11 protein-coding genes and 1 other RNA gene are annotated in these 12,985 nt (G+C 38.6%); 9 read left to right on the forward strand and 3 right to left on the reverse strand.

Features of this window, described 5'->3' with window-relative positions:
* Positions 1 to 427 precede the first annotated feature (427 nt).
* From ssrA to F6K22_RS13805, 7 genes are all read left to right on the forward strand, one after another.
* Positions 428 to 822: a transfer-messenger RNA gene (gene ssrA / locus F6K22_RS13775) on the forward strand.
* 147 nt (positions 823 to 969) lie between these two features.
* Complete coding sequence (locus F6K22_RS13780) at positions 970 to 1,581, forward strand: IS607 family transposase (RefSeq protein ID WP_293098444.1); 612 nt, start codon at positions 970 to 972, stop codon at positions 1,579 to 1,581.
* Positions 1,526 to 2,674: an RNA-guided endonuclease InsQ/TnpB family protein gene (locus F6K22_RS13785; protein ID WP_293098447.1), complete on the forward strand. Its 1,149-nt coding sequence runs from the start codon at positions 1,526 to 1,528 to the stop codon at positions 2,672 to 2,674. Before F6K22_RS13780 ends, F6K22_RS13785 begins: the two co-directional genes overlap by 56 nt.
* A 527-nt stretch (positions 2,675 to 3,201) precedes the next feature.
* Complete coding sequence (locus F6K22_RS13790; RefSeq protein ID WP_293098449.1) at positions 3,202 to 3,477, forward strand: hypothetical protein; 276 nt, start codon at positions 3,202 to 3,204, stop codon at positions 3,475 to 3,477.
* 121 nt (positions 3,478 to 3,598) lie between these two features.
* Positions 3,599 to 3,721: a hypothetical protein gene (locus F6K22_RS13795; RefSeq protein ID WP_293098451.1), complete on the forward strand. Its 123-nt coding sequence runs from the start codon at positions 3,599 to 3,601 to the stop codon at positions 3,719 to 3,721.
* 435 nt (positions 3,722 to 4,156) lie between these two features.
* Positions 4,157 to 4,462, forward strand: a complete 306-nt coding sequence (locus F6K22_RS13800; protein WP_293098469.1) for an IS200/IS605 family accessory protein TnpB-related protein — start codon at positions 4,157 to 4,159, stop codon at positions 4,460 to 4,462.
* Positions 4,463 to 5,852: 1,390 nt separating this feature from the next.
* Complete coding sequence (locus tag F6K22_RS13805; RefSeq protein WP_293098454.1) at positions 5,853 to 6,434, forward strand: PEP-CTERM sorting domain-containing protein; 582 nt, start codon at positions 5,853 to 5,855, stop codon at positions 6,432 to 6,434.
* A 1,304-nt stretch (positions 6,435 to 7,738) separates the two neighbouring features.
* Here the strand turns inward: F6K22_RS13805 and F6K22_RS13810 are convergent.
* Entirely contained in the window at positions 7,739 to 8,059 is a 321-nt protein-coding gene (locus F6K22_RS13810; RefSeq protein WP_293098457.1) for a hypothetical protein, read from the reverse strand.
* 75 nt (positions 8,060 to 8,134) lie between these two features.
* Between F6K22_RS13810 and bchD the strand changes: the two genes are divergently transcribed.
* Positions 8,135 to 10,153, forward strand: coding sequence for a magnesium chelatase ATPase subunit D (gene bchD, locus F6K22_RS13815; RefSeq protein WP_293098460.1), 2,019 nt, complete (start codon positions 8,135 to 8,137; stop codon positions 10,151 to 10,153).
* A 454-nt stretch (positions 10,154 to 10,607) separates the two neighbouring features.
* On the opposite strand, the gene F6K22_RS13820 is transcribed toward bchD, so the two are convergent.
* A complete protein-coding gene (locus F6K22_RS13820) occupies positions 10,608 to 11,330 on the reverse strand; it encodes a Uma2 family endonuclease (RefSeq protein ID WP_293098463.1) in 723 nt (240 codons plus the stop codon).
* A gap of 202 nt (positions 11,331 to 11,532) precedes the next feature.
* Here F6K22_RS13820 and F6K22_RS13825 point away from each other — a divergent pair, with 202 nt between their 5' ends.
* Positions 11,533 to 12,600, forward strand: coding sequence for an RNA-guided endonuclease InsQ/TnpB family protein (locus tag F6K22_RS13825; protein WP_293098466.1), 1,068 nt, complete (start codon positions 11,533 to 11,535; stop codon positions 12,598 to 12,600).
* A 124-nt stretch (positions 12,601 to 12,724) separates the two neighbouring features.
* Here F6K22_RS13825 and F6K22_RS42035 read toward each other — a convergent pair whose 3' ends face one another.
* Complete coding sequence (locus F6K22_RS42035) at positions 12,725 to 12,826, reverse strand: UPF0175 family protein (protein WP_363273519.1); 102 nt, start codon at positions 12,824 to 12,826, stop codon at positions 12,725 to 12,727.
* Positions 12,827 to 12,985: the final 159 nt, after the last annotated feature.

The raw sequence follows: 12,985 nt of genomic DNA on the forward strand, positions 1-12,985 counted from the left end.
ACTTTTGTGCTATAGTGCAAAAATAAGGCTGCACGGCTATCAGTATCAGCGCTAGTCGCTCATAGGTGAGAACCCCAAGACCGGGCTGTCTTGTCTGTAGAGCGACCGTAAGACCGAAAAGAGGTTTGGCCTTAGAGGCAGGTGCTATGTTAGCGCAGCTCCTCTGTTTGCGTAGCATTCCGAAGGAAAGGAGGCAAGAGGCAGTAAAAAGCCCCTATCAGTGATGTTAGGGAATCTCAGGATGCCCTTGTAAGCCCAACGTCGGGAGGATGTCAAGAGCTAAAATATAAACAAATACAGGGGGACGACATCACCTCTGTCAAAACAGCGGTCAGGGTTTCCCAGGCTGAAGAATCCTGCTTTGTCGCGTAAGCGCAAAATCGGGAGTATGTCAAAATAATTGTGTATTATATAAGAATAACCACGCGGGGCATTAACGGTTTCGACAGGGTGGTGAAATCTGCTTTGTGATGCAGGTCGAGAGTGAGTCTTCTCTCGCAAATCCTGGGCTCAAAAAATAATAAGTGCAAACAACATTGTACCTTTTGCTCGTAAGCAAGTAGCTGTAGCTTAATTGCGAAAACACCTCTTATAGGTTCGAGCGTCTGTGATTTGACTCCGTTAAGGATTACAGACTTAACCCCAACGGATGCACTAGCAAACTGCCTCTGGTCTGCTGCTAGTTAAGACCTCACCAGAGCATCCCGCCATCCGGGATAATGGATGGTCCCTGCTCTGAGGGTTAAAAAGAGCTAAACCTGTGAATGAGTGAAGGGTGAATAGCCATTTTGGACATGGGTTCGACTCCCATATGCTCCATTAATTGTAACTATTTCCAATCCGTTTTCTGCTTTCTTAGCAGAGAGCGGTTTTTTTTAGATAAGAGTTGGTAACAAATTATTAATTTTCTCTCTAAATCGCTCGAAGAATAATAAATCGTGCTAAGAGCGAAAAAAATGATTGATAAGCATGAAATATGTCAGACCCAAAGAAGCAGCGTCCATCCTTGGAGTTGCAGTCTCAAGTCTCAGACGATGGGAAGAAGAAGGCAAAATCAAGGCAATCAAAACCCCATCAGGACACAGGCGATACTCAATCGAAGAAATCGAACAAGCAGCAGGTTTGCCCAGGGCAATTACCACCGTTTGTTATGCAAGGGTGTCGAGCCATTCCCAACGAGACGATATGTCAGGACAGATTGAATTATTACTCTCAAGATTCCCAGAAGCAGAAATCGTATCAGAAATTGGCAGCGGACTTAATTTTAAGCGGAAGGGATTCCTCTCCATTTTGGACAGAGTTCTCACAGGTGATATCAAACGCCTTGTGGTTGCCCACCCAGACAGACTTGTTAGATTCGGATTTGAACTGGTTAAGTGGTTATGCGAACGTAATGGATGCGAACTCCTGGTTCTCAATAACAGCTTCCTTAGTCCCGAACAAGAACTCGTTCAAGATATGTTGTCCATCATCCACTGTTTCAGTTCGCGGCTTTATGGGTTGCGAAGATACAAAAAAGAAATCAGTGAGAAAGTACGGGAAAAACCCATACAAAAAGAGTCAAAAACTGAGGCCAAATAGTGTTTTAAAAGTTCCAGTTTGGCCGAGTATTGAACTACATAAAATTTGGAAACAATGGTTGGCAGCTTACCGTTGGGTTTATAATCAGTGCGTAGAGTTTTTTAATCATCAAAGAAATCTGCCAAAAGGAAAATCTTTAGACCAAGTAATTCAAAGCAAACAAACTCAACCTGAAAATGAATGGACGATCGGGTTAGGGAAAACCAGACAAGAAGCTGTGGCTGAAGCAGAACAAACATACAAACAAGCCCTAGTTGCTAACAACAGTCAAAGTTTTCAATTACGTTATCGTTCTTGTCGAAATAAATCCCAAACAATTCAGTTTAAAAACGATGCTTATCGGGATGGAACTTGGTTTCCTAAAAAGGTAAAAGGTATGCTTTTTTGTACAGCAATTGGATATCAAATACCTCGTAATTGTGATTATGGAACTGAGCTTGTTTATCAACGAGGACAGTGGTTTGCTTGCTTTCCTCAACACGCCGAAGTATCAACAACTGGTTCCGATAAAGTTATTGCATTAGATCCAGGAAATAGAGCATTTTTAACTGGCTATGATGGTGAAAACGTTTTAGAAATTGGTAAGGGAGACATCGGGCGAATTAACCGTTTATGCTCGCACCTTGACAATTTATTAAGTCGTGCCGCATTATCAAACAACAAACGCCAACGTTATCAAATGCGCAAAGCAGCAACTAGGATGAGAAGTAGGATTCAACATTTAGTAAAGGATTTGCATAACAAAGTAGCTTCAATGCTAGTTAATAGCTACAAACTAATTTTTCTCCCCACTTATGAAACTTCTCAAATGGTTCTTAAATCATCCAGAAAAATTAACCGCAAATCTGTCAGAAATATGTTGAGTTGGAGTCACGGAAAATTTGCCTCTCATATAGAACAGATGGCTGCTCGCTCATGTGTTTTAGTCGTTCGTTGTAATGAAGCTTATACCTCTAAAACTTGTACGAATTTTGGTCACGTTCATAATAGCTTGGGTGGTTCCAAGATTTATAAATGTCCTCAATGCGCTCATGTAATCGCACGGGACATTAATGGCGCTCGAAACATAATGTTAAGAGCTTTGCTAGACTAGGCGAACTGCCTTCACTGTTGTCAATAACAATATTGTCATAGCGTGATGCTATATCTACTGAAGTGCTTTGATAATATTTGAGCGTTTTAACGAGATTAAAAGTAGCACAAACCAATTATGAAGGTGGGGTTCATTAATGGATAATGGATAATGGATAATGGATAATTGCGAACTTGATAATTACAAGAAGGTTAAAACCGCTCGGGAATTGAGTATAAGGAAACATTATTTCTTCTCTCAAGGGGAGATTGGATATGGCGAGGAAACCTCGCCATCCCATCCTAACGGACTGCTCCGCTTGCCGACCGCTTTTCCCCTTGAAAGGGGAGGCAGAGTAAGCTGAATTATTTAATTAATAATTAATAATTGTTAATTATTCGGTAAATACAGAAAGCGAAAATTTATCTAAAGTTTATCAAAAATCCTCATAAATATAGCTATCAAGCTAAAATAAGTAATTTTTCTCAGTTGTGGCTCCATTGAGTCCTTATCAGCTACAATTTAAGATATGAAGCTAGTTAAACGTCATGTTATCAGCAAATCACATGATTTGTGGTCAGTTTGTGACCACAAGGTTTTTTTGTCGAAAAATCTGTTTAACGCGCGCTAACTATTATTATCGTCAATATTTCTTTTCCTCGGAAAAGAAATTAAACTTTAATCAACTGTACCACGAGGTATCTAAAAGTTCCAAAATTCATGCTTTACCTACCAAAGTAAGTAAGCAAATAATCAGAAGATTAGACTCAGCTTGGAGTAGTTATTTTGCCCCTTTAAAAGAGTGGCAAAAACAACGCATTTAAATTTTTAGGGAAACCGAAAATCCCCAAATATAAACATAAGACAAAAGGTCGAAACATACTGCCCTATCCAGATGAATCAATTTATCAGAAAGCCTGAAAAAAATGAATTTGTCATCTGTCTATGAGTGAAATAAAAATCCCCACTTCACAGACAGAAATAATAGAAGCCAGAATTATCCCCAAAAGTAGCTGTTACATAATAGAAATAGTATATGAAAAAGGGGAGGAAACAACAGAAACTTAACAAATAGCAGGAGTAGATAATGGGGTAAATAACTTAATAGCTGTAACTACAAATCAAACAGGAAGTGCACCTAAGCATGATTAAAGGCAGACCATGTAATTCTCATCAGTTCAAAAAATTAACTCACATTCATGTCGGCTCTTAGCCGAAACGAAATTGTCGAGTAAAAAATTATCTACATACAGCCTGTAAAAGAGTAATAAATTGGTGTTTCATTAATTGATAATGGATAATTGATAATTACAAGAAGGTTTTAACCGAGAGGATTGAAGATCAGGAAATATTATTTCTTCTCTCTTGGGAGATTGGAGGCAAGCGAGGAGACCTCGCCATCCCTCGACCGCTTTTTTCCCCTATCCAAGGGGAGGCTTTAAACCAAAATTATTTAATTATTAATTATTAATAATTAATAATTCGGTAAACCATGAAATAGGAATCTTAATCATTGGGAAAAATCAGAATTGGAAACAAGAGGTAAAATTAGGGAAAAAGAACAATCAACAATTTGTGAATATCCCTCATTATCGGTTAATAGAGATGTTAACGTATAAAGCCCAACTAAGAGAAATAAAAGTAATAATTACAGAAGAATCCTATACATCTCAATCAAGCTGTTTAGATGGTGATAAGTTACCAAAATATGGAGAGAAAAAACCGAAATTTAGTGGAAAAAGAGTAACAAGAGGGTTGTATAAAACCAGGGAAAATAAATTATTAAATGCAGATTTAATTAATCAATAATGAATAATGAATACTAGAGCTAATTATCAATGTAAAAGTAGAGGCTTTAAACCTAGATTCGATTAATTTTAATTATTAATTATTAATTATTCAGGGTTTGCCGTTTAACCTTGTAGTGGTCGATCCACTTGCGTTCAACTAAGCTTTCAGATTTTTGAGTAAGTTTGATTAAGTTTAGTTGAGCGGTTTACAGCAGTTTTTATGATTATTAGACTACAGTAGGGACGTTTCATGGAACGTCCAGGATGGTTATTTTGACTCTGGGTTCACCTGTCTGAAAAGCGCTATAAAGCCGATCAAAATCTACTATCTAACACCAATTACCATGCATTAATGCTATACTTCAGCTATACTTCAACACCTCAATAGTTACTAAGATTAAAAGTCTGTTTTTGACAATTATTAGTCGGTATTTTATAGATTTTTCCTACTTTTCCTCTCCCCACACCTCCCACACTTCCGTACGGACGTTGCATAAGGGCGTCCCTAACCTACCAATCATATATAGCATTCTTTTTGAGAAATGGTATAACACCTAACACCCAAAACCTTCGCAGCATAGCAACGATAATTTTGTACAAGATTAATTAATTTAATAGCAAATCTAAAAAATAAAAGCCCCTTAGCCAACATTGACGAAGGGACAAATAACTATCAGGGTGCATCTACTAAACGTAGTATAGCACCAGTGAGGGGTAAAACCCATCGGTAAATTGTTTGGAAAATAATATAGTAAATAAAAAAAATATAAGTTTCATTAAACTAAGCTCCAAATATAATAAAAAAAGTCCCTTGGCCAACATTGACGAAGGGACAAATAACTATCAGGGTGCATCTACTAAACGTAGTATAACACCATCAAGGGGTTTAACCCCTCATTAGTATATATTTATAATTTATATAAAACATAATAAAAAATTATTTTAGTAGTTAATTGTTTGGAAAAATAATATAGTAAATAAAAAAAATATAAGCTTCATTAAGCTAAGCTCCAAATATATAAATAAAAAAAGTCCCTTGGCCAAAATTGGCTAAGGGACTATAACTATCAGGGTGCATCTACTAAACGTAGTATAACACCAATGAGGGGTTTAGCCATACAGCAATATATAGATATTAATAATAATACGAATAAGTAAAAGCTATTAATATTGTAAAATTTACTATATTTAATTCAAAAACTAAAAATTCAAGACTTTAATCATAATAATATGTAGCTTAAATTTAAAGATAGATCGAAAATTTAGCATTTGAAGCGATCGCTTACCTTGACAAACAAAAGAAGAAAGAAGTTTTGTCGTGATTAAATTCTGTATCAAACCGTAAATATGACGAAAAATTTTTGTTATCCTAAAACGATTCTATTCTGTAGTTACACGGGGATAAGATAATGAAAAATATCTACCAAAAATTAGTCGTTGCTAGTGGTGGAGTAGCTCTTAGCTTGGGTTCATTAACTATGGGTATCCCAGCTCAAGCAGTATTAATGAAGTATGATTTTTCAGTCTCAGATATTCAGGGACCAGGACCTCACAATGGTACTACTGGGTCAGGCTATTTTACTTTTGATTCTGAGGGTGAAGAATTTGAAGATAGCCCTGAGGCAGTCATTAAACAAGTATTGGATTTTGAATTTAATTGGTTAGGGCAAACCTTTGGAGTAGAAACATTAGACTTTGAAAATGATGCAGATGGTGTTTTATTTGTTAATGGAGTATTTGAAGGTCTAGATTGGGATTATCCTGGCGATCCTTTGTCTTGGGACTTATTCAAAAATGAGTTTGATTACACAGATTTGGATTCATCTCCCAATTTTTCAGGTGATGGTGAAGTGAGTTATCAGAAACAAGAACCACCTTCTAATGATGTTCCCGAACCAGGAGTTGTTGTTGGTTTAAGTTTAGTAGGTTTTGGATTTTGGCTGAATAAAAAGAAATTATCCCATCGTTCAATTAGTAAAAAAAATATTTGACTATCAGGTTTCTAGAAGTGCATAACAATAATAATTAAGGTGGGTATCTTGCTCACCTTTTTTGAGCGAAAAAGTCTGTCTGAAGTCTCCACATTTATAGAACCCATTTGAGAACTTTTACCTTGATTTTCTTTTCTACAACATTATGCGATATAGCTGCCGCTAGTAGTCTGCCACAATGATTTTGAGAAGTTACTTTTCTGAAAATACTTGGATATTAAAATCTAATTACCTATCATAATTTCTGTGCCAGACTATTAGGCTCCGCCTTTCATTGAGCTGACAGCCGAAACGCGAAGCGGAACGGAGTTCTATCGCGCTCGAAACTATATAGCAATGTGCGCTGGCATATTTACACATTATTTTTTTTACGCCTTTTGTAGAATGCACTTTGAACTGCGCCTTGTAAATACCTGAGCGCTCATTGCTATACTATTGTTGGTTGAATAAAAAATCATAAGTATGGGCGAAGTAAATCCTATAGGTTTTATGATATCAGAATTTTTGTGAGGATGCAAGGGAAAATCCTTTGACCCGGCGATTTTTTCAGGAGCTTCATAGAATGAAAATGTTTGTGGTTTTTCACTCATAAGGGATGGATGGAAAGATTTGATGATGGGAAAAATCAGCATATATATTTTTTCTGGGAGCAACGCCCAATGAAAATATTTCTGGTATTTCTCCTGGGGAAAATTCCTGAATATTTGATTGTCTATTAGCTAGAAAGTGAGTTGAATAAAAAATCATGTACATGGGCGAGTAACCCCAGCTAGTTTTTATGATATCAGAATTTTTGTGAGGATGCAAGGGAAAATCCTTTGACGCGCCGATTTTTTTCAGGAGCTTCATAGAATGAAAATGTTGGTGGTTTTCCACTCAGAAGGGATGGATGGAAAGATTTGATGATGGGAAAAATCAGCATATATATTTTTTCTGGGAGCAACGCCCAATGAAAATATTTCTGGTATTTCTCCTGGGGAAAATTCCTGAATATTTGATTGTCTATTAGCTAGAAAGTGAGTTGAATAAAAAATCATGTACATGGGCGAGTAACCCCAGCTAGTTTTTATGATATCAGAATTTTTGTGAGGATGCAAGGGAAAATCCTTTGACGCGCCGATTTTTTTCAGGAGCTTCATAGAATGAAAATGTTGGTGGTTTTCCACTCAGAAGGGATGGATGGAAAGATTTGATGAGGGAAAAACAAGCATATATATTTGTGAAAGCTTCAGAGAATGCAAAATTTATTACTAGCTAACATGGTGATCGAGCGCGAATGAATCTTAAAAGTAGGGGAGTATTTTTCAATCTTTTTGCTGTATTCTTCCACTCTCGACTCGTAACTCAAAAATTTTTACGCACCGCAAAGATACGGTTAGAGCTTCTATAGAACCCATTTGGAGTCTATGGAAAAATAGATAGTGTGATGGGGAGATGGGGTTATAGGGAGATGGGGTTATAGGGTGTATTGGAATATTTTTCCATCTTTTCGGTGTATTTCCGTGTGTCCACAGACGACTCCGTACCTCAAAAATTTTTACGCACCGCAAAGATACGGTTAGAGCTTCTATAGAGGTTTTTAATTCTAGATATAGCAGAAGCGACAATGCTCCGCATCGTTTCACGATCGCCCGCCCCGACTGGAAAAATATGTCCCATTAATTGATATCCTAAAAAGTAAGAGTCAAACTATTCAAACTATGCCTGTCGTTAACCCTCCCACTATTATCAACTTTCCTCTAGCTGCTGTAGTTGGACAAGAAGCAATAAAACTGGCCTTATTGTTAACAGCCGTCGATCCAGAATTAGGAGGAGTCGCCATTGCTGGCCGTCGTGGGACTGCTAAATCTGTAATGGCCAGAGCTATACATTCCCTTTTACCTCCTATTGAAATTGTCAAAGGTTCTATTAGCAACTGTAATCCCAACTATCCTGAAGAATGGGATGAGGAACTTTTAGAAGAGTATCCCAACGCTACAGCAGAAGAAATACCGACGGAAGTTATCCCTGCACCTTTTATTCAAGTTCCCTTGGGAGTGACAGAAGATAGGTTATTGGGTTCGGTGGATGTAGAAAAGTCAGTCAAACAGGGAGAAACGGTCTTTCAACCAGGATTATTAGCATCTGCTCACCGAGGGGTATTATATGTAGATGAAATTAATCTGCTTGATGATAATATTGCTAATCTATTACTGACGGTTTTGACAGAAGGGAGAAATCAGATAGAGCGAGAGGGTATTAGTTTTCAACATCCTTGTAAACCTCTATTTATTGCTACCTATAATCCTGAAGAGGGGCCACTACGAGAACATTTGCTGGATAGGATAGCGATCGCTCTCTCAGCAGATATGGTTTTAGGTTTAGACCAACGGGTGGAGGCAGTGGAACAAGCTTTAAGTTATGCTAATTCTCCTCAAGCTTTTCTGGAAAGGTACACGGAAGATATAGATAATCTCAAAACTCAGATTTTGTTGGCGAGGGAGTGGGTAAAAGATGTGGTTATTACTCATGAACAAATACTCTATTTAGTGGAAGAAGCAGTTCGTGGAGGAGTGCAAGGACATCGGGCAGAACTTTTTGCCGTGCGAGTTGCTAGAGCATCGGCAGCACTAGACGGACGAACAACTGTTAATGCTGATGACTTGCGTCGAGCGGTGGAGTTAGTTATTGTACCGCGAGCAACAATAGTACAAACTCCCCCCGAAGAAGAACAACAACCGCCACCTCCACCGCCACCTCCTCCAGAAGACCAGTCGGAACACGAACAAGAGGAAGAGGAAGACGAGGAAAACCCCGAACCTCCAGAGGAAGAGGAGGCAAGTATTCCCGAAGAATTTTTGTTCGATCCGGAGGGAGTGGTATTAGATGATAGTGTGCTGATGTTTGCTCAAACGGCAAACCGTCAGGGTAAGTCTGGTAGTAGAAGTATGATTTTTTCTGAAGACCGGGGGCGTTATGTGAAACCAATGTTGCCTAAAGGTAAGGTGCGACGTATTGCTGTGGATGCGACTTTGCGATCTGCTGCTCCTTATCAAAAGTCTAGAAGAGAACGTCAACCAAACCGCAAAGTTATTGTTGAACAGGGTGATATGCGGGCGAAACGGTTGGCAAGAAAGGCGGGTGCTTTAGTGGTGTTTGTGGTTGATGCTTCTGGTTCCATGGCGTTGAATAGAATGCAGTCGGCAAAGGGTGCGGTGATGCAGTTGTTGACGGAGGCGTATCAGAGTCGAGACCAGGTTTCGTTAATTCCGTTTCGGGGGGAACAGGCGGAGGTGTTATTACCGCCGACTCGTTCCATAACTTCTGCGCGACGACGTTTGGAAAAAATGCCTTGTGGTGGGGGTTCGCCTTTAGCACATGGTTTGACTCAAGCGGTGAGAGTTGGTGTGAATGCCAAACAGTCTGGTGATGTAGGTCAGGTGGTTATTGTAGCCATTACTGATGGGCGCGGGAATATTCCGTTGGCGCGTTCTTTGGGGGAACCGATGTTGGATGATGAGAAGCCGAATATTAAGGAGGAGTTGTTGCAAATAGCTGCTAAAATTCGGGGTTTGGGAATTCAGTTGTTGATGATAGATACTGAGAATAAGTTTGTTTCGACTGGGTTTGCGAAGGAGTTGGCGAAACAAGCGGGAGGTAAGTATTATCATTTACCCAAGGCGACAGATCAAGCGATCGCTGCTATGACTCAGAATGCTTTGAAGGATGCTATTGGTTAGTATTTCAGTTATCAGTTACAGTGGATTTCACTTTATGAAGTATAGCTATCGTGGGCAAGGTGCCCTGGGAAAATTTAATTGTTCATCTGTACTTCATATACTTGAAATCTGCTGTAATATCATGTCCGGATAATTAGTGATAAAAAAAACTTTCTCCTTTTTATAGTTTCTTTCTCCTGACTTCCGCTCCTGGGAGGGGTTAGGGGTGGGTTGACTCCTGACTCTTACCTCCCTCATTTATTTATAACTATTCAACCAGACATGATATTATATCATGTCCGTTTATATCGTTTGTGTAAACCCAAGTGTAAATATCTACAGGAAATTTAAGTTTTTTTCTTGATATTAAGCCTTGCTACCTGTTCCCAGTTAAGTGTTCCCTGTTCCCTACCTTTGCTATACAATACCGATGGTAGCGGACATGATATAACTTCTGACTTCTGACTTTGTTAAATTATTCGTCGGGGTCAATTCCCAGTTCGCGCAGTCGTTGAGCTAGGCGTTCCGCTCGCTCTCGTTCTTGTTGAGCCTGTAATTCAGCCTGTTGGGCTTGTGATTGAGCCTGTTGAGCTAGCAATTGTTCTTGTATTGCTGCCTCCTGGGGAGTCGGCACTCGTTCGCCGTTAGCAGTGAAGTAACGCAGTTGACCTCCGTCTACTCCTAAGTATAATTCTAATTCTTGACTCCAACGCCAACCTTGGTTATTCGGTTGAATTTCTTCATAGCGATTTTGTTGTAAACGAAATCCCATAAACTCTATAGTTTCGGGGTCGAACCAAAAATACTCTGGGGTACGGAAGTTGTCTTGATATAACTGTTTTTTTAAGTTGCGATCAACTCTAGCAGTAGAGTCCGATAGTAACTCGATAATTAAGTTGGGATATTTACCGTTTTCCTCCCAAACTACCCATGACTTCCGAGGTTGCTTCTGGGTTTGTTTGACTAAGAAAAAGTCAGGACCGCGAAAGTCGCGAGTCTTTAGCTGCTGGCGACTGTAATAAATAGTCAAGTTGGCACCGATAAAGTAATCGTTTCTATTGCGCCATAACCATTCCAGACAAATAACTAGCAACATCAGTTGCATATAGTGTTGAGAACTTTCCATTTCAGGTTCGTCGCTTTCTAGTTGAGTGGCATCCGGCATTATTGCCTCTAATTGTTGGGCAGTTAAAACCATTGGGCTTCACCTTATAACTAATAGGTATGATTGAGATTATAGCATGGCCAAGTTTAGTGACAGTTGCTGAAAATTGGGTAAGGGGCTATCAACAGTATTAAAATAATTAGACAAAGTTAAACATAAATATATATTTACTGTGATATACTAGATTTATATCTAACTTATTAAACTATTAAAACGAGGTGGCCGATAAATTAAAATGCAATCAATCAAGACTAAATTAAAAGTTAACAATTACCAAAAAACAATACTTGCCAAACACGCAGGTGTAGCCCGTCATGCTTACAACTGGGGATTAGCAACTTGCATCTGTGAATATGAATCAAACAAGAAACGACTGAGTGCTATCACTTTACATAAACGTTTGGTGAGGGAAGTAAAAAGTGAAAATCTCTGGTATTATGATGTGTCAAAATGTGCTCCTCAACAAGCATTAAGAGATTTAGAGAGGGCATTTAAAAACTTTTTAACTATTCCTAAACGTGGATTTCCTAGGTTTAAGAAAAAAGGGAGAAAAGATAGTTTCTATCTAGAAGGAAATATTAAGATTCTGAAAGGAAACTACATAAAACTACCAAGAATAGGAATGGTAAAAACTTATGAAATCTTACCTTCTTGCAGAGTCAAAAATGTGAGAATATCCAAGCGAGCAGGTGAGTGGTACATTAGTTTTAAATATGAAGAGCAGCCTGGCCAGACTACAAAAGAACGAGATATTATCGGTGTAGATGTAGGAATAAATGCTCTAGCAACTTGTAGCGATGGAACAAAATTTGCCAACGTTAAAGCCTACAAACAAGCAAAAAAACGACTAACTCGTTATCAACGGCGTGTCAACGAAAAAGAGCCAGGCTCGAAAAACAGAGCCAAAGCCATCAAAAAACTAGCAAGGCTTCATAAAAGAGTAGCTGATATCAGAGCAGATGCACTACATAAAGTCACAACATGGTTAGCTAAGAACCACAGCACCATAGTGATAGAAAATTTGAACGTAAGTGGAATGCTCAAAAATCATAAACTAGCAAGCGCGATAGCAGATTGTGGCTTTTATGAGTTTAAGCGTCAACTTATATACAAGTGCGAGTGGTATGGCAGTGAATTGACAATCGCTGATAGATTTTATCCAAGTTCTCAAATCTGTTCTCATTGTGGGCATCAACAAAAAATGCCATTAAATGTGAGAACTTATGAGTGTGCTAACTGTGGATTTCAAGCTGACAGAGACTTTAATGCTGCTGTCAATTTGGCAAACTATGTGAATAAGTAGCTTGAGTTCCAAGCGATTTCAAGCCTGTGGAGAAGATAAGTAACAGACTGCGGTCAGTGGTCTTCTGTGAAACAGGAAGCTAGCTCCAAAGCTCAAAATAGATTTTGGGTAAGTTTGGGTAAGTTTAGTAGAACGGAAATAGGATTTTGGGAATACCTGCTAAATTTGCAGCAGTACCGGAGGAAAGACGACTTAATTCATAAAGTTTAATGGCAGCAATTAGCAATGTAGGGACGTTGCATGCAACGTCCCTACGGGGTTGAGGAAAGATTCTTTATGACAGCTATTTAATGAGACATGATATAAGTTCTTCAGGGGTTAATTTTAAGGCTAAGGCTGTTTCTTCTGGTATATTAATAGTTAGTTGATACATAGGTAGAATCTA

Source organism: Okeania sp. SIO2F4 (assembly GCF_010672385.1).
Taxonomy (GTDB): domain Bacteria; phylum Cyanobacteriota; class Cyanobacteriia; order Cyanobacteriales; family Microcoleaceae; genus Trichodesmium.